Genomic DNA, 24,145 nt, shown 5'->3' with positions numbered 1-24,145 from the left:
TCGGAGTATTGATGATGTCAAGCTTGATGAATAATCACTTGTTTTCACAGTTATATAACTTGGAGGAATGTACATATTCGAGACTTGCAAAAGTTATGGCCAGTAAACAAAATTTCATTCCCATTTCCACGCATGCGCGCGTAGCGTGGTCACCTCTCCAACAGCCCCTCGTTGCCGCCTGCCGCCCATGTCCACTACCGTCCGCCTCAGCTGCCTGCTGTTCGCCGGCGCCGCCCTTGCCGGCTGCGCCAGTGCTCCCCGCCATGCCCAGCTCCCCGCTGCGCCAGCCCCGCTCGCCACCGTGCTCCAGAAGCAGATTTACCAGATGAGTCCAGAGGAGGCGGGACGCTACATCGCCCACGTCCACGCCGCCGAGCCCGACCTGCGCAAGCGCATCGCTGCGATCGGCCGAAAAAACCTCGGCCAGCCCTACTCGCTGCACCTGCTGGGCGAGTTTCCGTATGAAATACACGACAATCTGCCGTTGTTCAGCCTGAAAGAAAGCGACTGCGTCGTGTTCGCGGAACATACCTACGCGATGGCGCTGTCGCAATCCTGGGAGGAGTTCTTCTGGATGCTGCAACGGATCCGCTACCGCGACGGCGTGATCGGCGTCGCCACCCGCAACCACTACACCGAGATGGACTGGAACGTGGCCAACCGCTGGCTGGTGACCGATGTCAGCGCAGAGCTGGCCGGCCCGGACGGGCCCGCGTACGCGATGACGGTCGACCGCGCCCGCTTCCTGCGCACCCGCCACAACACCACCCGCGACATTCCCGTGGAAAGCAGCCGCCAGGCCTACGTACCGAAGGAACAGGTGGCGGCCATCGCCGGCCGGTTGCAGGAAGGCGATTTCGTGAACGTGATCTCGACCCGCAACGGTGAATACTGGGCCTCGCACGTCGGCCTGGTGGTACTGGGGCCGGACGGCGAACGTCGCCTGTTGCACTCGCAGGCGCCGCAGGTGCGCGAGGAGAGCTTCGACTCCTTCATCGCACGCGCGCTCGAACGGGAAGCGCGCAACGCCGCCGCCGGCAAACCGGGCCAGGTGCTGGCCGGTTTCAAATTCCTTCGCCTGAACGAGCAGATCACGGTTCCGCCGATGGCGCCGCAGCCGCGTCCGGGTCGCCCGAACGCCTGAACTGCCGCGCCGCCGGACGGCGCGCGCTCCCCCTCCCTTCTCGCGGCGCCGCACCGGCGGCGCTGCGATTCCCGCCGCGTTGCCTGCGTTTCGCCGGGGCCGGGCCATGGCCTGCTCATCAGCAACTCCTCATCGGCAACTCCTCATCAGCTACTGCTCATCAGTTGCTGCTCATCAGTTCCGCTCATCAATTAAATAATCAATGGAAATGAAATAAGCGATTTATTTCCTTATTTCATTTCCTGGAATTATTTTTCAAGCATTTCAAAATGATTCACTTGCTGCCGTTGAGTGAGGTCAAACTCCGTAAGTAGTGGTCGCCAGATAATAATTTTACAAAACTACTTCCCTCATTTACCGAATAACGACAGGCCCCTCCAAGTCATCTTTTTATGCATTACCGCGCTCGAATTCGCCGTCAAGGCTTTCTCACTCATTCCTAACCAGCAGCGGATTGCCATGTCTAAATTCAGCTCCAATTTGTTCGGCCAGCTTTGCGTACGAATGGTGTCGATGAGCCGCACCAGCAAAATTGCCCTGATGGTAGGGGCCGACCTGCTGGCATTACCGGTCTGCTTTCTTATCGCGATGATATTGCGCGGCGGCGATTTGCAACTCGCAAGGAATTTCGGCCCGGCCTCGTATGCGCTGGTGGCCGTGGTCACGATCGCCGCATTTTCGGTATCCGATTTATACCGGGCGGTCATCCGCTTTATCGACCAGCGCTTATTGAGTTTTACCGGTGCGGCGCTCGCTTTCGCCATATTGTGCGTCTATGTCGTATTAATCATCATGAATGAGCCGCGCTTCCCGCGCAGTGCGCTCGCCATTTACTGGTTCGTGGTGTTTTCCTATGTCGTCATCTCCCGCATCGGCCTGCGCAACCTGCTGCGCGCCCATGGCGGAAGGCGCGCAAGCCGCTCGGACGCGGTCGCCGTGTATGGCGCCGGCGAGGCGGGCGCGCGCCTGGTCCAGGCGATGCGCCACAGCGACGAATACCGCCCGGTCTGCTTCTTCGACGACAAGCGGGTCCTGAACGAGCGCACCATCGCCGGCCTGCGCGTGTTCAATACCACCCGCCTGGCCGAGCTGGTCGCCGCCCAGGGCATCCGCACCATCGTGATCGCCCTGCCCTCGGTCTCGCCGGAGCGCCTGCGCGACATCATGCAACGCCTGGGCCAGGCCGGCGTACCGGTCAAGCTGCTGAGCCGCCTGGTCGACCTCGCCGACGACCGGCCCCCGGCGCGTGACTCGATCCGCGAGCTCAAGTTCGAGGACCTGCTGGGGCGCCCGCCGGTACCGCCGCGGCTCGACCTGTTCGCCCGCTGCGTCCGCGGCAAGAGCGTGCTCGTCACCGGCGCCGGGGGATCGATCGGCAGCGAGTTGTGCCGCCAGATCGTCACCCTGACGCCGACCGAACTGCACCTGCTCGACCACTCCGAGTACGCGCTCTACACGGTGCGCCAGGAACTGACCGCACGCTTTCCCGGCCTCGCCATCCACGCCCACCTGGGCTCGGTCTGCAACAACGACCTGGTCGACCGCATCCTGCGCGAGGGCAAGGTCAACACCATCTACCATGCCGCCGCCTACAAGCATGTCCCGCTGGTCGAGGCCAATATCGTCGAGGGCCTGCGCAACAACGTGCTGGGCGCCCAGGTAGTGGCCAGCGCCGCCGCCCGCCACCAGATCGAGACCTGCGTGCTGATCTCCAGCGACAAGGCGGTGCGGCCCACCAACATCATGGGCGCCAGCAAGCGGATCGCCGAGCTGATCTTCCAGGCCGCCGCAGTGCGGCACGGCGCCCACACGACCTTCTGCATGGTCCGCTTCGGCAATGTGCTGGGCTCGTCGGGTTCGGTGATCCCCCTGTTCCAGCGCCAGATCGCCCGTGGCGGCCCCCTCACCATCACCCACCCCGAGGTGTCGCGCTACTTCATGCTGATCGCCGAGGCCGCCCAGCTGGTGATCCAGGCCGGCGCCATGGCCAAGGGCGGCGACGTGTTCGTGCTCGACATGGGCGAGCCGGTCAAGATCGTCGACCTGGCGCGCACCATGATCGCCATGTCGGGACTGACCGAACGCACCCTGCAGAATCCGCGCGGCGACATCGAGGTCCAGTTCGTCGGTCTGTTCCCCGGCGAAAAGCTGCACGAGGAACTGCTGACCGAGGGCACCGTCTTCCCCAGCGAACACCCGCGCATCATGCGGATGAAAGAAAGCGCGTTGCGCCCGAGCGTGCTGGAAACCTGCATCACCTGCCTGATGATGGCCTGCGAGACCCACGAACGCGGCACGATCGAATCGATGGTCAAGGCCATCGTCGCCGAGTACGTCCCGACCTCGCCGGTGGCGGCGCCGCCCCTGGTGGCCGATACCCAGGCCCCGAGCCTGATCAAGAAGTTCGTGCCGTTCCGGATCTAGCCCTGCATTCACACCGCATCTTCACTGCCACTGACCGACGAGGAAACACATGCGCGACGAGAACACCTCCCCACACCTGGAGCAGCTGCTGGCCAAGCTGCAGGACCGCACCGCCGTCATCGGCATTGTCGGGCTCGGCTACGTCGGCCTGCCGCTGACGCTCTGCTATGCGGCGCAGGGCTTCAAGGTGCTCGGCATCGACATCGATACCGACAAGGTCGAGCGCCTGAACCGCGGGGAGAGCTACATCAAGCACATCGATGCGAAAGCGATCGGCTCGGCGCGCGAACTGGGCTTTGAAGCCACCGCCGACTTCACCCGTACCGGCGAAGCGGACGCCCTGATCATCTGCGTGCCGACGCCGCTGAACGCCTTCCGCGAGCCGGACCTGTCCTATGTGCTGGGCACCGTCGGCGCCCTGCTGCCCCATGTGCGCGAAGGCCAGGTGGTGTCGCTCGAGAGCACGACCTACCCCGGCACCACCGAAGAAGAACTGCGTCCGCGGCTGGAATCGCGCGGCTTCACTGTCGGGCGCGACCTGTTCCTGGTGTTCTCGCCCGAGCGCGAAGACCCGGGCAATCCGCACTTCCAGACCCGCACCATCCCCAAGGTCTGCGGCGGCACCACCCCGGCCTGCCTCGAGGCCGGCCTGGCCCTGTACCGGGCGGCGGTGGACCGCGTGGTGCCGGTCAGCTCGACCCGCGCCGCCGAGCTCACCAAGCTGCTCGAGAATATCCACCGCGCGGTCAACATCGGCCTGGTCAACGAGATGAAGATCATCGCCGACAAGATGGGCATCGACATCCATGAGGTGATCCGCGCGGCCGCCACCAAGCCCTTCGGCTTCACGCCCTACTACCCCGGGCCCGGCCTGGGCGGCCACTGCATCCCGATCGACCCCTTCTACCTTACCTGGAAGGCGCGCGAATACGGCGTGCACACCCGCTTCATCGAGCTGGCCGGCGAAATCAACAGCGACATGCCGCACTGGGTGATCGGCAAGGTGGCCGACGCACTCAACGAGCGCGGCCGCTCGATCATGGGCAGCCGCGTGCTGGTGCTCGGCATTGCCTACAAGAAAGATGTCGAGGACATGCGCGAGTCGCCCTCGGTCGCGTTGATGGAGATCCTGCGCCGCAAGGGCGCCACGGTCGACTACGCCGACCCGCATGTGCCGGTGTTTCCGCGCATGCGCGAACACCGCTTCGACCTGTCCAGCGTGCCGCTGACCCCGAACGTGATCGCCTCCTACGACGTCGTCCTGCTGGCCACGGCGCATAGCGCCTTCGATTACGAGCTGGTGCGCCAATACGCCAACCTCATCATCGACACCCGTGGCGTCTACGCCGAGCGCCTGCCGAATGTCGTCAAGGCCTGAGACCGAACAGCGAGCACGGCCGTCAACGCGCCAGGCAGCCCCATGTCACCACAAGCAAAGCCATAACAGTCCGAACCCACCGGAGAACACGATGCGTTCCTACCCCCCTGCCATCCTCGACCGCAAAATCCGCTTCGCCATGGTTGGCTGCGGCCGCATTGCAAAAAACCACATGAATGCCATCCGCGAGCACCACGACCGCTGCGAGCTGGTCGGGGTCTGCGATATCGACCCGCGCGCGCTCGACGCCGCCGCCGGCGCCACCGGAGCACGCACCTGGCGCAGCCTCGATCGCATGCTGGCCGAATGCGATGCCGACGCCTTCGTGCTCTGCACGCCGTCGGGACTGCATCCGCAGCAGGCGATCCAGGTGGCGCGCGCCGGGCGCCACGTGATCACCGAAAAACCGATGGCCACCCGTTGGGAAGACGGCAAGGCCATGGTGGCGGCGGCCGACGCCGCCGGAGTACGCATGTTCGTGGTCAAGCAAAACCGCCGCAACGCCACCTTGCAGCTGCTCAAGAGCGCGGTCGAAAAGAAGCGTTTCGGGCGCATCTACATGGTCAACCTGAACGTGTTCTGGACCCGTCCTGATGAGTACTACAACAGCGCCAAGTGGCGCGGCACCTGGGAGTTCGACGGCGGCGCCTTCATGAACCAGGCCAGCCACTATGTCGACCTGATCGACTGGATCGTGGGACCGGTGGAAAGCCTGCAGGCCTACACCGCCACCCTGGCGCGCGACATCGAAGTCGAAGATACCGGCGTCATCAGCCTGCGCTGGCGCAACGGCGCGCTGGGGTCGATGAACGTCACCATGCTGACCTACCCGCGCAACATGGAAGGCTCGATCACCATTCTCGGCGAGCACGGTACCGCCCGTATCGGCGGGGTCGCCGTCAACGAAGTCCAGCAGTGGGAATTCGCCACGCCGGACCAGGACGACGAGCGCATCAAGGAAGCCAGTTACCAGACCACCTCGGTCTACGGTTTCGGCCACCCGCTTTACTACGACAACGTCATCAAGGTGCTGCGCGGCGAAGCCGAACCGGAAACCGACGGGCGCGAAGGCCTGAAGTCGCTCGAAGTACTGGTCGCCGCCTACCGCTCGGCACGCGACGGCAAGCGCATCGCTCTGCCGCTGGAGTACTGAACATGGCCATCGTCATCCATTCCAGCGCCATCGTCGACCAGGGCGCCGCCCTCGGCGACGGCACCCGCGTATGGCACTTCGCCCACGTCTGCGCCGGCGCCCGCATCGGCAACGACTGCTCGCTGGGCCAGAACGTCTATGTGGGCAACGATGTCGTGCTGGGCAACCAGGTAAAGGTCCAGAACAATGTCTCGATCTACGACGCGGTGACCCTCGAAGACGAAGTGTTCTGCGGCCCGAGCATGGTGTTTACCAATGTCTACAACCCGCGCGCGGCGGTGACCCGCAAGCACGAGTACCGGCGCACGCTGGTGCGGCGCGGCGCCACCATCGGCGCCAATGCCACCATCGTCTGCGGCGTCACGGTCGGCGAATACGCCTTTGTGGCCGCCGGTGCGGTGGTCAACCGCGACGTCCCCGCCTTCGCCCTGGTCGCCGGCGTGCCGGCGCGCCAGATCGGCTGGATCAGCCGCTTCGGCGAGCGCCTCGACCTTCCCTTGCCCGGCGCCCCGGCCCATCCGGGCAAGACCGAAGGAGAAGCGCGCTGCCCCCATACCGGCGATTTGTATGTGCTGCACGATGGCGCCTGCCGCCTCGAGCGCGCCGCCTCCCAACCCTGACGAGGATCCCCATGGATTTCATCGACCTCAAATCGCAGTACCTCGCTTCCCGTGACCTGATCAACGCCCGCATCCAGGCCGTCCTCGACCACGGCCAGTACATCATGGGCCCCGAAGTGGCCGAACTCGAAGGCAGGCTGGCCGCCTATACCGGTGCCCGCCATTGCATCACGGTGTCGTCCGGCACCGAAGCGCTGGTGATTGCGCTGATGGCGCTCGGCATCAAGCCGGGCGACGAAGTCATCACCACGCCCTTCTCTTTCATCGCCACCGCCGAGGCGATCGTGCTGCTGGGCGCCACGCCGGTCTTCGTCGACGTCGAGGCCGGCACCTGCAACCTCGACCATCGCCTGGTCGAGGCGCGCATCACGCCGCGCACACGCGCCATCATTCCGGTGTCCCTGTACGGGCAGCCATCCGACATGGACGAGATCAACGCCGTCGCGGAGCGCCATGGCCTGGCCGTGATCGAAGACGCCGCCCAGAGTTTCGGCGCCACCTACCGTGGCCGCAAGAGCTGCAACCTGTCGACCATCGGCTGCACCAGCTTTTTCCCCAGCAAGCCGCTCGGCTGCTACGGCGACGGCGGCGCGTTGTTCACCAGCGATGAGGCCCTGGCCGGCGCCATGCGCGAAATCCGCGTGCACGGCCAGTCGCGCCGCTACGTGCACACCCGCATCGGGGTCGGCGGCCGCATGGACACCCTGCAGTGCGCGGTCGTACTGGCCAAGCTCGATCGCTTCGAATGGGAGGTCGAGCAGCGCCAGCGCGCCGCCGCCTGCTACGACGACCTGCTCGGCGGCGCGCTGGGTGAGGTCCTGGAGCCGATCGGCTGCCGCCCGGATCGCACCAGCGTCTACGCCCAGTACACGGTCCGGGTCCCCCAGCGCGAGCGGCTGCAGGAAGCCCTGCGGGCGGCCGGCATTCCGACCGCCGTCCATTACCCGGTCCCGATCGACCAGCAACCCGCCTATGCCCAGTGGGCCAGCCCGGGAGGCTGTCCGGTGGCCGCCAGCCTGGCACACGAGGTGCTCAGCCTGCCGATGGGCCCCTACCTGGACCGTCCCAGCGCGCATCGCGTGGCACAGGCGCTGGTCCAGGCGCTCCAGGTCCCGGGGCTGGCCGGCGACAAGGCAGCCTGAGGCCGGCAGCATGAGCTTGCGCTCCATGCCGGTGGCGCCATACTGGCGCAACGTGGCCACGGTGCTCGGCGGCGCCGTGGGCGCCCAGGCGCTGCCGCTGCTCGCCGCCCCGCTGCTGACGCGGATGTGCAGCCCGGGCGAACTGGGTGCCTACAGCGTCTGGCTCGGCATCGTCGCGATCGCGGCGATCGGCGCCACCCTGCGCATGGAAGCGGCGATGATCCTCGACCACGAACCCGAGCGCCAGCGCGCCTGCTTCCGCGTCGTGTTCTACAGCGCCACCGTCACCGCGCTCGCGCTGACGCTGCTGGCCGCGGGCGCCCGGCTGGCCGGGGTCGACGCCGCCGCCAGGCTGTCCTGGACCGCCCTGTTCACCCTCGGCCTCGGCACCTGGCTCACCGGCTGCATGCAAACCACGCTGGCCTTCGCCACCTCGCACAACGCCTTCGGCAAGGCGGCGCGCGCCAAGGTCACTACGGCCGCCATCATCGTTGCCTCCCAGTTGGCCCTGCTGTACGCCGGACTGGGCGGGGTCGGCCTCGTGCTGGGCCACCTGATCGGAACAACCACCGGCTTCGTCACCGCACGCTTGCTGCTGCACCCGCCCCGTGCCCCGATCGGCTGGCGGCTCGATGCCGAGCAGCGCGCGCACCTGGTCCGCCACCAGAAATTCTGGCGCTATTCCCTGCCCTCGAACCTGCTCAACGGGGCCGTCAGCCAATTGCCGCTGTTTCTGATCGGCATGCGCCACGGCGCACTGGCGGCCGGCCTGTTCGCGCTCACCCAACGCGTGCTGTCGGCCCCGGTATCACTGATCGCCGCATCCGTACTGGAAGTGTTCAAGCGCGAATCCGTACGCGAATTCAAGGAGCACGGCAACTGCAGCCGCACCTACCGCCACACCTTCAAGGCCCTGGCGCTGCTCGGCACCGGCCCGGCCCTGGTCCTGCTGCTGTTCGCGCCACAGCTGTTCGCCCTGGTGTTCGGCGAGCGCTGGTGCGCCGCCGGCGAACTCGCACAGCTGATGGCGCCGCTGTTCCTGATGAATTTCATTGCCAGCCCGCTCAGCTACGTGTTCTTCGTTGCCGGGCGCCAGCAGGCCGATCTCTGGTGGCAGGTCGCGCTGTTCGCGATGACGCTCGCGGCTTTCCTGGCGCCGGGCAGCGTCGTCCAGAACGTGCTGTGGTACGTGATCGGGTATTGCTGCCTCTACCTGGTATACCTGCACATGTCCTGGCAATGCTCGCGCACGGTATTGGCGGCCGCATGAAAACCCGGCGCGAAGCGGGATGGGAGCGGCGCGACCAGCTGGTGCTGATCGGCTGCTTCTTCATGCTCTTTCCCGGCTTCTTCTTCTACCACACGCTGCTCGGCACCGGCATGACCGGTGCATTCCTGGGCGGCTATTTCGCACCAGTGGCATTGGCCTTCGCGGGCCCGATGGGCCTGATCTACCTGTCGCGCGTCCGGCGCGACCCGCGCCGGCTGACGATGGTCGATCTCCATTACGGCCTGTTCTTTGCCTATTTCCTGACCGTGGTCGTGGTCAACGGCGCGGCCGGCGCCAATCGCGTGATCGTGGGCCACCATATTCTCGGCGTGCTGTTCATGGTGCTGGTTTTCATCCTGTTCAGCTTCATCGATTTCGAGAGCCGCCGCTTCCGCGTCGTCGGCCTGCTCAGCCTGGCTGCGATGTCCACCATCGCGTTTTCGAATTCCGTCGACGGCGTGTTCTATCTGGGCGCCCTGGGCATCGCCAAGGACGCCGACGCACTTGCCACCTACCAGGGTTTCTCGCGCTCCTATCTGTTCACCTACCTGGCGGTCGTCAGCTTTACCCGCAGCCTGCCGCTGCGCGTGCTCGTGCACGCGCTGGGCGCTGCCACCCTGTTCGTGAATACCGCACGCAGCGAGTTTGCGGCGCTGCTGTTCGCGATCCCGCTGATCGAGTTCTACTATTCCCGCCACAAGCTATATTTTCTGCTGGCAGCCGCCATGCTGGCCGCGCTGGTGGCCATGTATTTCGACCAGATCCTGGCGGCGCTTCCCTCCAACCGCATCCTCGAACTGCTCGACCTGTCGCATTCGACCTCGGCCAACAAGCGCCACCAGCTGACCGTGCATGCCTGGCAGACCGTGGTCGCCCATCCATTGTTCGGAGACTATGCCAGCTACAAACCCGGCTATTACTCGCACAACGTGCTCTCTGCCTGGGTCGACCTCGGCCTGTTCGGCATGGCCTATCTGGCGGCGCTGGCGGTGCTGCCGATCACGCCGATGTTCTTCCACGAGTATTTCGCGGCACGCGCCCGCGGCCTGTTCATGTGCGCGTTCGCCTTCGCCTGCGTCACCATCCTGCTGCTGCTGACGTCCCACTACTTTACCGACATGCTGCTCAGCGCCACCCTCGGCGCCTGCGCGCGTTATTCGTACGAGAGGAAACATGGCCCGCATAGTGCACCTGAGCTCGGCACATCCGCGATTCGACACACGGATTTTCGTGAAGCAGTGCCGCAGCCTCGCCAGCCACGGGCATGACGTGGCCCTGGTGGTGGCGGACGGCCTCGGCGATGGCTGCCACGACGGCGTCCGGATCGTCGACGTCGGCCTTCCATCCGGCCGGCGCCAGCGCATGCTGCACGGCACCCGCCGGGTTGGTCGGGCGGCCCTGGCGCTCGATGCCGACGTGTACCAACTGCACGACCCCGAACTGATTCCCGTGGGGCTGAGGCTAGCCTTTGCCGGGCGCAAGGTGGTGTTCGACGCCCACGAAGACGTCCCCTCCCAGCTGCTCGACAAGCCCTACCTGTCGCCGCGCAGCGCCCGCCTGCTGTCGCGCGCCTACCGACGCTTCGAGCGTGCCGCCCTGGGCCGCTTCGACGGCGTGCTGGCGGCGACGCCACTGATCCGCAGCCGGCTGTCCGAGCACAATCCGCTGACTGTGGACGTCAACAATTATCCGCGCGCCGAAGAATTCGCGGCCGCGCCTCCCGCGGCACAGCCGCGAGACAGTTTCTGCTACGTCGGCAGCATCTCGGCGATCCGGGGGGTGCGCGAACTGGTCAAGGCCTGCGCACTGCTGCGCACGCCCGCACGGCTGGCGCTGGCGGGCAGCTTCGCCGAGGCGGACCTGGAAGCCGAGGTCAGGCGCCAGCCCGGCTGGCGCCGCGTCGACGCGCTCGGCCACCTCGACCGCGCCGGGGTTGCCGGCGTGATGACGCGTGCTTTTGCCGGACTCGTGACCCTGCAGCCAACCGCCAGCTATCGCGAAGCGTTGCCGGTCAAGATGTTCGAATACATGGCTGCAGGCATTCCCGTGATCGCCTCGGATTTTCCGCTCTGGCGCGACATTGTCGAAGGCAGCCGTTGCGGCCTGTGCGTCGACCCGCGCGACCCGGCGGCGATTGCCGCGGCCATCGACCACCTCGCCGCCCATCCGCACCAGGCACGCGAGATGGGGGCCAACGGCCGTCGCGCCGTCCGCGAGCGCTACAACTGGGAACACGAGGCCGACAAGCTGATTGCGTTTTATGCCGATGTACTGGCGGCTCGTCCAAACAGCAATACCGTGTTCGGAAAACGGCACTTTGCACGTTCGCTCCACTCAATCGATTGAGTTCGATGGCCAGATTTACGTTACTTCAAATGGTATCGGTGCCATCCGCCGTATTGTCTAGTTATCAAAGAAATATGAGATCAGCCATGTTCTTGCAACACTACAATACGTTTCTCGAAGTGATCAAATTGCCGCGGGCGCAGCTGAATTTTTCACAGCGGATCGATCCGGTCGATATCAAGGCAACCTATCGCATTTACACGAAACCGCATCCCCGGTTCAAGATCATTCGCCATAAATCGATTGGGGCCGCCCTGATCGACCTGGCGGAATTTCCGGACCGCGAAGCCTATCTGGAACATATCAAAGGCAAAAATCAGGGCGCTTATCACGCCAAGCGGGCGCGCAGTCGCGGTTACGTCGTGCGCGACATCGACCGCAACGATTACGTCGACGATATTCACGGCATCCACACCAGCCTCGATGTCCGCCAGGGCCGAAAGATCGACCAGAAATATCTGGAGAAGCAGGAACGCTTCGACAAGCAGGAGCATTTCCGCTATTGGGGTGTCCTGAATCCAGAAGGCAAGCTCGTCGCTTATGCCACCCTGGGCATTTACGGGAATTTCGCCTCGTTTTCCCAAATGATGGGAATCCGCAATAACGACGGCATCATGCACCTGCTCCTGAGCGAGGCGGTCTGCCAACTCATCGACGCCGGCAAGGTCCGCTACGTCATGTACGACACCTTTTTCGGGGCCCAGCCCGGGCTTCGGAACTTCAAGACCATTCTGGGCTTTCGCCCCTATCGCGCCAGCTACACGCTGCAATGAACGCCATGCTCAACCGTGTCTATGCCGACTACCTGATGCCAAGCCGGCTCGGCGAATATGAAGCCCTGGTGCGCGAGGTGGCCGCGGCCGGCTACGCCCAGCTGTCGGTGCGCGATTTCTTTCGGCAGGTCCATGGCGGTGGGCCACCGCCCGACAAGACCTTCGTGCACCGGCACGACATCGACAGCGACCTGCGCACGGCCAAGAAGATGTTCGCCATCGAGTCGCGCCACGGCGTACGTGCAAGCTATTACTTCCGCCTTTGTACACTGGACTTCGGCTTCATGCGCGAGATCGAAGCCGCCGGCAGCGAAGCCAGCTACCACTACGAAGAAGTCGCCGATTTCGCCAAGCGCCAGCGACTGCGCAGTGCCGACGCCGTGCGCCGGCGGTTTCCCGAAATCCGCGAGCTGTTTGCCCGCAACGTCGGCCGGATCGTCGAAGGCCTCGGATTGCCGCTCACGACGGTGGCCAGCCACGGCGACTTCGCCAACCGCCGCCTGAAGGTGATCAATCACGAACTGCTGCGCGACGATGCGCTGCGCCGGCGCTGCGGCATCGAATGCGAATCCTACGATGCGGAGCTGCTGCGCTGCTTCGACATCTACATCAGCGACCGCAAGTACCCGGTCTACTACTACCCGCTCTCCCCCTTCGACGCGCTCGGCACCTACCGACACATCTGCCTGCTGACCCATCCGGTGCAATGGGAAACCAACTGGGTCGAGAGCACGCGCTGCAACGTGCGGCGCCTGGTCGAAGAAGTCGCATGGCGCGCCTGAGGCGCCGATCATCATGAACATCCTCCTGATCAACCACTACGCCGGCTCCGTCCACCACGGCATGGAATACCGGCCCTATTACCTCGCACGCGAGTGGGTACGACTCGGGCACCGGGTGCGGATCGTCGCGGCCAGCCAGGCGCACGTGCGCGCCCGGGCGCCCGACATGGGCGGCCTGTCGCGGCGCGACGAGACCATCGACGGCATCGAGTACACCTGGTTTGCCACGCCTGCCTACCGGGGTAACGGACTGGCGCGGGTACGCAACATGGCGGCCTTCGTGCTGCGCCTGTTCCGCGAAGCGCGTACGCTGGTGCGCGAAGTGGCGCCGCAGGTGGTGATCGCGTCCAGCACCTATCCGCTCGACATCTGGCCGGCGCACCGGATCGCGCGCCTGGCCGGAGCCCGCCTGCTGCACGAGGTACACGACCTGTGGCCGCTGTCGCCCATGGAACTGGGTGGCTTTTCACGCCACCACCCGTTCATCCGGCTGCTGCAGGCTGCCGAAGACTATGCCTGCCGCCATGCCGATACCATCGTGTCGATCCTGCCCAAGGTGCGCGAGCACCTGGAAGCGCGCGGGATGGCGCCGCACAAGCTTCACCTGATCCCGAACGGCACCGATCCCGCGGAGTGGCTGGTAGCGCCGCCGACATTGCCCGAAGCCCTTGACGCCCTGCTCGCCGGCCTGCGTGCCCAGGGCCTTGCCGTGGTCGGGTATGCCGGCAGTCACGGCCTGTCCAATGCGCTCGACACGCTGCTCGACGCCGCCAGGCTCATGAAAGGCAGGCCGCTGGCCTTCCTGCTGGTGGGGGACGGTCCCGAAAAGGCCCGCCTGGAGCGGCGCGCGCGCGCGCTCGGCCTCGATCGCGGCCAGGCGCAGGTGTATTTCGCGCCGCCCATCCCGAAGGCGCAGATCCCGGCCCTGATGGCCCGGCTCGACATTGCCTACCTGGGCTGGCAACGCCAGCCGCTGTACCGCTTCGGCATCTCGCCGAACAAGCTGCTCGACTACATGATGGGAGGCTGCCCGGTCCTGCATGCGGTGGAGGCAGGCAATGACCCGGTGCTGGAAGCGGGTTGCGGCCTGACCGTGGCGCCCGAAGATCCCGCGGCCATCGCGCGCGGGCTGGAAGCGCTGCTGGCCATGTCCAGGAGCGAGCGCCGCGCGCTGGGCGAGCGCGGACGCGCCTATGCACTATCCAACCTTACCTATCCCGTCCTTGGACAACGATTCCTGACCACTTTCGCACACGAGGCTTCCCATGGCTGAACAGGCACAGGCCAGCGCCCAGTTGAACACTGACCCGCTGGACAACATTCCACGGACCTTCCTGCCCTTTGCGCTGCCCGACATCGGCGACGAGGAAATCCGCGCCGTCGAGGTTTGCCTGCGATCCGGCTGGGTGACCACCGGACCGACGACGCGCCGCTTCGAACAGGAATTCCGCGCCTACCTGGGCGACGACGTGGAAGCGATCTCGGTCAATTCCGCCACCGCGGGCCTGCACCTGGCGCTCGAATGCCTGGGCATCGGCCCCGGCGACGAAGTGATCGTTCCCACCATGACCTTCACCGCCACCGCCGAAGTCGTGCGCTATCTCGGCGCCCGGCCGGTCTTCGTCGATATCGATCCCACGACCCTGAACATCTCGCCGTCGGCCGTGGCTGCGGCCATCACGCCGCGTACCCGCGCCGTGATGCCGGTACACTACGCCGGACTGGCTTGCGACATGGACGCCATCCTGGCGCTGGCCAGGCGCCATGGCCTGCGCGTCATCGAAGACGCGGCGCACGCCTTTCCCACCCGGCTCGATGGCAAGCTCGTTGGCACGCTCGGCAGCGACATCACCGTGTTCAGCTTTTACGCGAACAAGACCATGACCACCGGCGAAGGCGGCATGATCGTCACGCGCAACGCCGAGCTGGGCGACCGGATGCGTTGCATGCGCCTGCATGGCATCAGCCGGGATGCCTTCGACCGCTATACCTCGCGCGTCCCGGCCTGGTTCTACGAAGTCATCGCCGCCGGCTTCAAGTACAACCTCACCGACATCGCCGCCGCCATCGGCATCGAACAACTGCGCAAGATCGACCGCTTCCAGCAGCGCCGTGCCTGGATGGCACAGCGCTATGACGAAGGCCTGGCCGGGCTGCCGCTACAGCTGCCGGCACATCCCGCTTTCGGCAGCACCCACGCCTGGCACCTGTACGTGGTGCGCCTGCAGGACGGGGCACCGATCGGCCGCGACGAGTTGATCAACGCGCTGGCGGAACGCGGCATCGGCACCAGCGTGCACTTCATCCCCTTGCATCGCCAGCCCTACTGGCGCGAGAGCTGCGGCTTGAATCCGGACGCCTTCCCGGTCGCCGAAGCCAGCTACGCGACGATGCTCACCTTGCCGCTATATACCCGCATGCTCGATGCCGACCAGGACCGCGTGATCGCGGCACTGCACGAGTTGCTGTCATGAGCAAGCGCGTCTTCGACCTGCTGGGTGCGACGGCGGGCCTGGTCCTGCTGGCGCCCATCCTGCTCGTGATCGCGTTCTGGATCAGGCTCGATTCGCCTGGCCCGGTGCTGTACCGCCAACAGCGGGTCGGACGCGGCGGCCGCTTGTTCACGATCTACAAGTTCCGCACGATGCAGCAGCGCACACTGGACGGCCCGCAGCTGACGGTCGGCGCCGACCCGCGCGTCACCCACGCCGGCCGCTTCCTGCGCCATTACAAGCTCGACGAGCTGCCCCAGTTGTGGAACGTCGTCCAAGGTTGCATGAGCCTGGTAGGGCCGCGCCCCGAGGTTCCGCGCTATGTCGACTGCTATCCGCCAGAACAGCGGCGCGTGGTGCTGTCGGTCGCGCCCGGCATTACCGACTGGGCTGCGATCCGCTACAAGGACGAGAACGCGATCCTGGCACGCGCTGCCGATCCCGAGCGTGCTTACGTGGAAGCCGTGCTGCCGGTCAAGCTCGATTACTACGTGCGCTATGTGAAAGAACGTAGTTTCTGGGGCGACGTACGGATCCTGGCGCACACGCTCGCCGCCATCGTGCGTTGACGGACGGGCACGCGATGCAACTGCTGCACCTTGGCGACCTCGAGCTCACCCTGCCGCTGGCCGCCGCGGCCGGGGCGTGGCTGCTGGCGGCCCGCGCGTGGCGCGCAGCAGTCGCCTGGACAATCCTGTACGCCGGCGCCATGGCGCTGGTGGGCGGCAGCAAGATCGCGTATCTCGGCTGGGGTACCGATATCGGCCCGCTCGACTTCAAGGCCTTCAGCGGTCACGCCGCCGGCGTCACAGCGGTCTACCCGGTGCTCGGCTACCTGCTGTGCCGTCCGATCGGACGCGGCTATGCGCTGGCGGCCGTCGGCGCCGGCCTGGCGCTCGGGCTCGCGATGACCGTCGCGCTGGTGGGGCAAGGCGAGCATGCGCTTGCGGAAGCGATTACCGGTTGGATACTCGGCGCCTGCGCCAGCGTCGGCACCCTTTATCAGGCCGAACCAGGCGGCATCGCGCCTGGTCCGGCGTCCGCTGCCTGCGCAGTAGCGACATTCCTCGCATCGGCCTCGTTGATGCAATCGGCGCATGTGGGTTACTGGATGATCAGGCTTGCCCTGGCGCTGTCCGGCAACGCGCATCCCTATTCCTGGGACACATGCGGCTAGCGATTTTCCACCAATGGAGAGACACATGGTTTCATTCCCCTCGATACATTGGCAAGCACGGGCGCCGCTGGGCGAGAATGCAGTACAGTCCCTCTTGATTTCGGCGCTGCGCGGCCTTGCGGCCCTGCAGGTTGCTGCATCGCACCTGCGTGCCGAAATCTACCCCGGCCTGCGCACGCTCGAAGAGCCTTCGCTGGCCTACCTGGGCCTGGCCTTCCTCACCGGCTTCGCCCACCAGGCGGTGGTCGTGTTCTTCCTGATCAGCGGCTGGCTGGTGGGCGGCAGCCTGATGAACCGCTTCGGCAAGCCACAGGCACTGGCCCATTATGCGATCGACCGCTTCACACGGCTGTGGACGGTGCTGGTCCCCACCCTGCTGCTGACCCTGGCCGTCGGCCTGATCATCGGCGCTGCGGCGACCGGACCGATGGACTTCGATCCGGCCAACGAGTTCTCGGCGGCATCCTTCGCCGGCAACCTGTTCGGCCTGCAGACGGTCACCGTGCCCGACTTCGGCGGCAACTATCCCCTGTGGAGCCTGGCACACGAAACCTGGTACTACATCCAGTTTCCCCTGCTATTGCTGGTGCTCGCCGGCGGCGGCGTCCTGCGCCGCGCCGCCGCGGCCGCTGCGCTGGTCCTGCTGCTGTCGACGCTGCGTGACATGATCTCGCTGTATTTCATCATCTGGCTGCTCGGGGCTGCCTTCTCGCGGATTCGCATCGATTGCGGCAAGCTGTGCCGCTCGCTGCTGCTGCTGCTGACGATGGCGCTGTTCGTGTATTACCGGCTGCGCGGGAACAACGACGACCTCGTTCCCGGCTCGTTTGTGCAGGACATCATCTGCAGCCTCCCCTTCCTGCTCCTGCTGGCCTCGCTGCACAACGAAGTGGACCCGACGGCCCCGGGCTATGTGCGGGCCAACCGGATCGCCGTCTTCTTCTCGGAGTTCTCGTTCTCGCTGTACGTCCTGCATGTCCCTGTCATCGAGTTCATGCGCTTCCTCGGCCGACAATTCCTCGGCCGCGACCGCCTTGACCCGACTGTGGCGACTGATTTCCTGTGGTATTTCACTGTCCTCGGTGCGATCGTGGTGTTCTCGTATGTGTTCTACCTCCTGTTCGAGCGTCACACCATCCGGATCCGAAACGCCCTGAAGGCTTGGCTGCTGGCACCGCGTACCAAGCCGGTTCGCGTTGCACTGTCGCCGGACTGACGTATCCGATAACGCAGCTTCTGCGGACTGGCAGTGGCTCCTTGGTGGGCCCGCCGGTCCGCTGCTGCTTGTCCAATCAAGATCGCGGCTGGCGGCGGGTGCGCGGCCCGCGCCCCTTAGCGGATCGCTCTGTAGCGCGCCGATGACGATGCGCGAAGGTATGCGCTCTGGATCGAACCGGCATCCATCAGGAGGCGGCCATGATCGCGTTGTCGGTAACGACGACGGTTATGGCCGCCCCGCCTCTGGCTCGACAAGGCTTGTTCGGTCGTGCCTGGCAACGAAGCTCCGCAGCTGGCCTGGACTGGACGACGAAACCGTCGCCGCCTTCGTCCGACCTGCTTGAAGCGTCCAGAAGCGCCATGCTCTTACCGAAGCGAGCGCAAGCAAGCAAGCAATCAATCAATGATGCGGCACAACGAAGGCCAGCTCGGCATGCACGTGGGCCAGCTCGCAGACACGTGGGCCGACTCGCGCAGGAAGTGCGAAACGGTACTCGATCAATCCGGGAACGGCAGAGCTGGACACGCCGCGGCCCTGCGCCTGCCGCTGGTCTCCGTGCGCCATGCGACCGGCGCCGGCACGCGCCAGGATGGGGACCCAGGAAGGAAACCCCGAGAATATCCGTGTGTCGCGCGTTTGATGAGCATGCGCGCGCTTAGACGCACCTGGCAGCGGCGCGGTCTCGCGCACGGTGCTGTGCCGGCCGCGCGGCGATATCGACCGGCTACACATCGGGGGCGTGCTGCCGCTGCCGGGTCCACCGATCCCTTCTGATGCAAACCGCGACTCAGGCCACGTAGGCCAGTTGCGGTCCGCCGCCGTATTGAGAACGGTAATCTCCCAGCCGAAGGGCCATGTCGTTGAACAGCACGCCGCGCGGCGAAATCCCGGCGTGGTTCAGGCGCTTGATCGATTCATTGATCTGCCCTTCCGTCGTCACCGCGGAGCGGGTGACCAGGAACACGGCACCGGCGTGGGCGCCGATGATCAGGGCATCGGCGACGGCAAGCAGCGGAGGAGGATCGATCAGCACCAGATCGTAGAGCGGGCTGACCGTCTCGAGCAGCGTACCGAAGTTCAGGTGCAGCAGGAATTCGGCCCGGTTGGTCGGCAATTCGCCGGTCGGGATGAAGTCGAGCCGGTCCAGCACGTTACGGTGGATGACTTCGTCGACCGTGGCGCCGCCGGCGATCGCGCGCGACAAGCCTTTGCCGCGCTCCACACCGAAATAGCGATGCAGGTGCCCGTTGCGCATGTCGGCATCGATCAGCAGCACGCGCTTGCCGCTGGCAGCCATCACGGCCGCGAAGTTGGCGGCGATGAAGGACTTGCCGAGGTCGCGGGTGGGGCCGGCCATCATGACGACGTTGTTCTTGAAGTGCGGCATGGAGAACTGCAGCGCTGCGCGGAAGCTGCGCAGGCTCTCGACCGCAGGATCTTCCGGCAGGATCTGCGCCAGCAGCGGCAGCACGCCATCGGGCTTGGACTTGCGCATCAGCTTGTCCTGGTTGCCGCTGTGCGGGATGGACGCGTACACGACCCGCGCGCGCAGCATCCGCTCGATCTTCTGGGGATCGTCGATTCCGCCGCGCATGGCCTTGCGGGTAAAAGCGATCAGCGTCCCCAGGAACAGGCCGGTGACCACCGCCATCGCGACGATCAGCGGCCGGTTCGGCTTGATCGGCTTCTCCGGTGCGATCGGCGCGTCGACCAGGCGCACGTTGCTGACCCGCCCGACGGAGATCAGGCGCAGCTGCTGCGCGGTGTTCGACAAGGCCGTGTACAGGTCGGTGTTGACCTTGATGTCGCGCGTCAGGCGCGCTTCGTCCTGTTCCATCACCGGCAGGGTGCGGATGCGGCTGGCGATGGCTTCGATTTCGTCGTCGACTTCCTTGCGCTGGCGATTGATCGCCATTACCACCGGATGGTCTTCGGTGAACCGCGCCAGCAGCTCGGTCTTTTTCTGCATCAGTTCCATGCGGCGGGTATGGGCCGCCGCTGCCTGTGCCAGGCTCATGCGCGCTTCCTCGCGCAGGTCGACGGTGCCGTGCGCGTTGCGGAACTGGTTGTAGCGGTCTTCGGATTGCTCCAGCTGGCGCTTGAGGATCGGCAGTTGCTGGTTCAGGAAGGCAAGCGACTTCTCGGCTTCCTCGGTCTTGCGCGCCAGGTTCTGGCGCATGTATTCGCGACCGATCTCGCTCAGGAGGCTGTTGATGCGGGCGGAACTCTCGCCCTGCAGCTTGACCTCGATGACGCCGGACTGCTTGCCCTGCTCGGTGATCACCATCGCACTCTGGATGGCCTGGATGGTGCCCAGGCGCGACTTGCGCTTGATGCGGAAGCGCGCGCCCGGATTGGCGTACAAGCGGTCGACCTTGATTTCGAGCAGGCCGTCCGGAAGCGGGACCCGATAGCGCTGGCCGACGGTGCCGTCGAAGGCCAGGCGCTGGCCGCCGCCGGAGAAGCGATAGCGGTTGCCGGCACGCGCGGTCAGCACGAATTCGCGGTTGAGCCAGGAATCGGGCACCTCGAACACCGACACGTCGGCTTTCTCTCCGCCCCACACGTATCCGCCATAGCCGAACAGACCGGGGTTGGACAGGTTGCCGGCGTTCTGGTTGGCGAACCAGAAGCCCGCCACCGGGAAGTACTTCGGCTGGACCTCGATATAGAGCTGGAGGTTGTCCACCGCGCGCGACACCACCATGCGGGAACGCAGCAGCTCCATCTCGGCGATGGCGGCCTTCTTGGTTTCGAACAGCGACGAGGCTTCGCTCAGGATGTTCTTGGACGCGTTCGGGCTTTCCTCTTCGACGTGGATCATGAGGTTGGCCTCGTAGACCGGCTTGGCCACCAGCGCATACAGCACCGCCACCACGGTGATGAAGGCCGTGATGCTGCCGATCAGCCAGCGGCTGTCGTACAAGGTGTTGAAGTAGCCTTTCAGGTCGACGGTGGGTTCTTCCGGCAGGGGCTCCGGAGGCCGTGGATCGAACGGCACCGACAGCACGGGCGGACTGTGCGAGAGATGGGTCAGCGGATGGGCGTCGGCTGGATTGCTCATGGTGGCGGACCTCGTCAGGAGAGAGATGCTCAGGATCAGGTATCAGGGCGGGTGCTCAGGGACGGGTAGTGACGCCGACTGCGGACGTCAGCGCTCCCGGGAACAGCAGGCTCAGGTGACGGTTCCAGTTGGCCAGCGGCGAAGCGGCGACATACACCACGTCTTTCGGCCGCAGTTCGAACGACTCGGCGATCGCCAGCGCTCCGCTCACGCGGGCGTCGAGCTGGAATACGCGGGTACGCTCGGGGGTCTTGCGCACCACGTAGATCTGGCGCGCATCGCCACTCAGGGGACTGACGCCACCGCTCTCGCCCAGCGCCTCGTTGAGGGTGAGGCGGCCATTGTGCATGGTGAGTGCGCGTGGCGTGACCACCTCGCCGGACACGAATACCTTGCTTTCGTCACGCGAATGCACGCGCACCACGTCGCCGTGCCTGAGCAGCACGGTGCCCGGGTTGACGCCCTTCTGCACCAGGTCGCGCAAGTTGATCATGTAGCGGCCGGAGCCCCGTTCGATCAAGATGCGACTTTGGTCGGCAGTGGGCAGCATGCCGCCGGCGCGGTTCAGCGCCTCGACCAGGGTCATGGGGATATCGTTGATCGCCTGCAGGCCCGGCGCCTTGACTTCGCCGTCGATGTAGACCCGCTTGCTGCGGTAGGACTGCACCCGCAGCGTGAGGCTGGGCTGGGTAATGTAGCGCGCCAGCTTCTTGGTCAGGAGCGCCCTGGCCTGCTCTTCGGTCTGGCCCTCGACGTGCAGCAGGCCGATCAGCGGAAACTGGATGCGTCCCAGATGGTCGACGGCGAAACCCGGCTGGACGGCGTTGGGCGGGGCCGTGCCGCTGTCGACGGCCGCGGTGGCGGCGGTCATGCCGCTGCCGGCGAGTTCGGGATGGTCCCAGACCACGATCGACAGCACGTCGCCGTGGCCGATGGTGTAGGGGGCCGGGTTGCTCACGATCAGCGGCGACAGGTCTTGCCGCGACTGCTCGGCCAGCATGCGCCGCTCGATTTCGATCAGCTGCTCGGTGATCATTTCGGTGGGCGGGGCATCGCCGCCGCCATCCTTGCCGCTACCGGAAAACTGCAGCCCGGTGGCACAGCCCGCCAGAACGCCGGATAGCGACAGGGCCAGCACCAGCGGCCGGCAGACAGATATTGCAACTGAACAAAACGAAGCCATGATTGTTGCCTATCAAAAATAGTCGTCTTACTGGAACGGTTCAGTTCAGCGTAAGGCGTCCATCGGGCTTGGCTTTGCAGTTGATCAAACAGCGGCTGCGGTACGGCTCAGCGCATTTCCTCCAGTAACTTCAGGCCGTCCGCAAAGCGCCAGACGCGGCGGATCTCGATGATGTCGAAGCGTGCCGCGACGTTCGGCGGGAAGGCGGCGTAGCGGGCGTTGAGCTGGACGAAGCGGCGTACCGCGTCGTCCATGTCGGCACGGCCGCTCGATCGGACAATGGTGACGTCGTCGACGCTGCCGTCGCTTCGGAGCGACAGACTGACCAATGGATCGATACGAACCTCGCGCAAGGCAAACTGCGCGCCGCCGAGAACCGCCGTGCGTTCCAGCTTCTGGCGCACGCTGTCGACGTACAGGCGCAAGGGCACGTCACGTTCGCCGCCATCGGCCAGCGCCCGGCGCCCGCCGGCAGCGTCGCTGGCGGGTCGGGTCGGGGGCGGCGCCACGTTCGGGATGGTCAGCCCGCGCAGCAGTTCGCGCGCCCGGCTCGCCAGGGCGCCGCTCGGAACGCCGCTGCCCGGCCTGGTCCCATCCCCGCTTCCGTTGCCCGGGATGCCCGCGCCGGGTCCGCCCGATCCCGGGTTGCCGCTCCCCGGCAGCGCCCGGGCCTGCAGGCGCTCGTCGGCGCGCCGCTCCGCCTCTTCCGCACGCTCGCGCGCCAGCCGTTGCGCGCGGGCCTGCTCGTCGGCGGCTTGCCGCTGTGCCAGCTCCTCGGCACGCCGGCGTTCGCGTTCCTGCGCCAGGCGCCGCTCGGCCTCTTCGGCTGCGCGGCGCTCGGCGGCGAGGCGTTCGGCCAGCACGCGCTCGGCCGCACGCTGCTGCTCGGCCTGGCGCGCCTGCGCTGCTTCGCTTTCGCGCAGCTGGGCCAGGCGCTGCTGCTCGGCTTCGGCGCGGCGGCGCTCGTCAAGCCGTTGCTGCGCGATCCGCGCCTCCTCCGCCGCCAACTGTTCGGCCAGGCGCTGCTCGGCAGCGCGCCGCTCGGCCTCCTGGCGTTCGCGCTCGACCAGCTGTTGCTGCGCCAGCTCGCGCGCCGCCAACTCCTGTTCGGCGAACTTTTGCTCCGCCTGCTGCCGTTCGAGCCGCTGTCGCTCCTCTGCCTGCAAGGCGGCCTCGCGCTGGGCAAGGGCATCGCGTTCCCGCCGGGTGACGAGTTCCTGTTCCTCGCGCAGCAGGCGCGCAGTCTCGGCCTCGAGGCGTTGCTGCGCTTCGGCGCTTGCGATCCGGTCGGTTTCTTCCTGGCGCTGGCGCTCGGCCTCGGCGACCTGCTGGTCGGCGCGCGCCGCAATGGCGACTTCATCGGGATCAGGCTGGATGTCGGCATCGCTGCTGACCGCGCTCGGGACGAGCTCGGGCTCGATCTCGGCCGGCGGAGGCGCGACGGCAAAGGGGGCATCTGGCTGGGCCAGCGATGCGATGACGGGCGCCGCCACCGGGGCACGGCGTTTCGGCTTCGGACCCCGGACCGGTTTGGCCGCAGGCTTCGGCTGCACCGACTGCGCCGTCTCGACCTGCTGCGGGCGCGGGTCGACCAGGCGCAAGCCCCTGGCCGGCGCCGCGGACGGCGTCGGCAGCGGCAGCGGCGGCAGCGGCAAGGCCGGGGCGTCCACAGGGGCTGGCACGGGGTCGGGTGCGGGTGACGGCACCGGCGGCGCCAGCGTGACCTGGATCGGCCCCGCCTGCCCGCTATCGAAGCCCGGAACACCGAATTGCAGGGACAACAGCAGGCCATGCAGCAGTGCCGATATCGCGATGCCGGTGACGAGCCTCCGGTCACGCTGGGCCAGGGTATCGTTCGGACTGGAGTGGTGCACTCGGGACATGCCTTGGGCCTGGAAGCAATTCTTGTCAGGCTGGCATCATAGCGTTTACTCAGCGGTATGGCGAGCGCGCACGATTGAGCGGGTCGCGCCGGCGA

The 24,145-nt window shown here is 65.9% G+C and carries 19 protein-coding genes; 16 read left to right on the top strand and 3 right to left on the bottom strand.

The window, feature by feature from the left end; all coding sequences use genetic code 11:
* Positions 1 to 187 precede the first annotated feature (187 nt).
* The 16 genes from IM543_10405 to IM543_10330 all read left to right on the top strand — a co-directional run bounded on the left by IM543_10405 (position 188) and on the right by IM543_10330 (position 17,917).
* Positions 188 to 1,144, top strand: a complete 957-nt coding sequence (locus IM543_10405; protein QOY96194.1) for a DUF1460 domain-containing protein — start codon at positions 188 to 190, stop codon at positions 1,142 to 1,144.
* Between the two features lie 513 nt (positions 1,145 to 1,657).
* Positions 1,658 to 3,568, top strand: a complete 1,911-nt coding sequence (locus IM543_10400) for a polysaccharide biosynthesis protein (protein QOY96193.1) — start codon at positions 1,658 to 1,660, stop codon at positions 3,566 to 3,568.
* Between the two features lie 49 nt (positions 3,569 to 3,617).
* On the top strand, positions 3,618 to 4,946 hold the full coding sequence (locus tag IM543_10395) for a nucleotide sugar dehydrogenase (GenBank protein QOY96192.1): 1,329 nt from the start codon (positions 3,618 to 3,620) through the stop codon (positions 4,944 to 4,946).
* Positions 4,947 to 5,037: 91 nt separating this feature from the next.
* A complete protein-coding gene (locus IM543_10390; GenBank protein ID QOY96191.1) occupies positions 5,038 to 6,099 on the top strand; it encodes a Gfo/Idh/MocA family oxidoreductase in 1,062 nt (353 codons plus the stop codon).
* A gap of 2 nt (positions 6,100 to 6,101) precedes the next feature.
* Positions 6,102 to 6,719, top strand: a complete 618-nt coding sequence (locus IM543_10385) for an N-acetyltransferase (protein ID QOY96190.1) — start codon at positions 6,102 to 6,104, stop codon at positions 6,717 to 6,719.
* A gap of 11 nt (positions 6,720 to 6,730) precedes the next feature.
* Entirely contained in the window at positions 6,731 to 7,861 is a 1,131-nt protein-coding gene (locus tag IM543_10380) for a DegT/DnrJ/EryC1/StrS family aminotransferase (GenBank protein ID QOY96189.1), read from the top strand.
* A 16-nt stretch (positions 7,862 to 7,877) separates the two neighbouring features.
* A complete protein-coding gene (locus IM543_10375) occupies positions 7,878 to 9,131 on the top strand; it encodes an oligosaccharide flippase family protein (GenBank protein QOY96619.1) in 1,254 nt (417 codons plus the stop codon).
* The gene (locus tag IM543_10370; protein ID QOY96188.1) at positions 9,128 to 10,399 is read left to right on the top strand and encodes a hypothetical protein; all 1,272 of its coding nucleotides are present in this window, start codon (positions 9,128 to 9,130) and stop codon (positions 10,397 to 10,399) included. Before IM543_10375 ends, IM543_10370 begins: the two co-directional genes overlap by 4 nt.
* On the top strand, positions 10,305 to 11,477 hold the full coding sequence (locus tag IM543_10365; protein QOY96187.1) for a glycosyltransferase: 1,173 nt from the start codon (positions 10,305 to 10,307) through the stop codon (positions 11,475 to 11,477). Before IM543_10370 ends, IM543_10365 begins: the two co-directional genes overlap by 95 nt.
* A gap of 86 nt (positions 11,478 to 11,563) precedes the next feature.
* The gene (locus IM543_10360) at positions 11,564 to 12,250 is read left to right on the top strand and encodes a hypothetical protein (GenBank protein QOY96186.1); all 687 of its coding nucleotides are present in this window, start codon (positions 11,564 to 11,566) and stop codon (positions 12,248 to 12,250) included.
* The gene (locus IM543_10355) at positions 12,247 to 13,032 is read left to right on the top strand and encodes a hypothetical protein (GenBank protein ID QOY96185.1); all 786 of its coding nucleotides are present in this window, start codon (positions 12,247 to 12,249) and stop codon (positions 13,030 to 13,032) included. Before IM543_10360 ends, IM543_10355 begins: the two co-directional genes overlap by 4 nt.
* Positions 13,033 to 13,045: 13 nt before the next feature.
* The gene (locus IM543_10350; protein ID QOY96184.1) at positions 13,046 to 14,305 is read left to right on the top strand and encodes a glycosyltransferase family 4 protein; all 1,260 of its coding nucleotides are present in this window, start codon (positions 13,046 to 13,048) and stop codon (positions 14,303 to 14,305) included.
* The gene (locus tag IM543_10345) at positions 14,298 to 15,506 is read left to right on the top strand and encodes a DegT/DnrJ/EryC1/StrS family aminotransferase (GenBank protein ID QOY96183.1); all 1,209 of its coding nucleotides are present in this window, start codon (positions 14,298 to 14,300) and stop codon (positions 15,504 to 15,506) included. The genes IM543_10350 and IM543_10345 overlap by 8 nt, the downstream gene beginning before the upstream one ends.
* Positions 15,503 to 16,093, top strand: a complete 591-nt coding sequence (locus IM543_10340; GenBank protein ID QOY96182.1) for a sugar transferase — start codon at positions 15,503 to 15,505, stop codon at positions 16,091 to 16,093. Before IM543_10345 ends, IM543_10340 begins: the two co-directional genes overlap by 4 nt.
* Positions 16,094 to 16,107: 14 nt before the next feature.
* On the top strand, positions 16,108 to 16,701 hold the full coding sequence (locus tag IM543_10335) for a phosphoesterase (GenBank protein QOY96181.1): 594 nt from the start codon (positions 16,108 to 16,110) through the stop codon (positions 16,699 to 16,701).
* 25 nt (positions 16,702 to 16,726) lie between these two features.
* Entirely contained in the window at positions 16,727 to 17,917 is a 1,191-nt protein-coding gene (locus IM543_10330; protein ID QOY96180.1) for an acyltransferase, read from the top strand.
* Positions 17,918 to 18,707: 790 nt separating this feature from the next.
* Here IM543_10330 and IM543_10325 read toward each other — a convergent pair.
* The 3 genes from IM543_10325 to IM543_10315 all read right to left on the bottom strand — a co-directional run bounded on the left by IM543_10325 (position 18,708) and on the right by IM543_10315 (position 24,050).
* A complete protein-coding gene (locus IM543_10325) occupies positions 18,708 to 20,984 on the bottom strand; it encodes a polysaccharide biosynthesis tyrosine autokinase (protein ID QOY96179.1) in 2,277 nt (758 codons plus the stop codon).
* A 55-nt stretch (positions 20,985 to 21,039) separates the two neighbouring features.
* The gene (locus IM543_10320; GenBank protein ID QOY96178.1) at positions 21,040 to 22,167 is read right to left on the bottom strand and encodes a polysaccharide biosynthesis/export family protein; all 1,128 of its coding nucleotides are present in this window, start codon (positions 22,165 to 22,167) and stop codon (positions 21,040 to 21,042) included.
* A gap of 107 nt (positions 22,168 to 22,274) precedes the next feature.
* A complete protein-coding gene (locus IM543_10315) occupies positions 22,275 to 24,050 on the bottom strand; it encodes an energy transducer TonB (GenBank protein ID QOY96177.1) in 1,776 nt (591 codons plus the stop codon).
* Positions 24,051 to 24,145 lie beyond the last annotated feature (95 nt).

The sequence above is a fragment of the Massilia sp. UMI-21 genome (assembly GCA_015277795.1).
Lineage (GTDB): Bacteria > Pseudomonadota > Gammaproteobacteria > Burkholderiales > Burkholderiaceae_D > Telluria.
The sequence above is the reverse complement of the archived record's forward strand: the minus strand, read 5'-3'. Positions and strand labels throughout refer to the sequence as shown.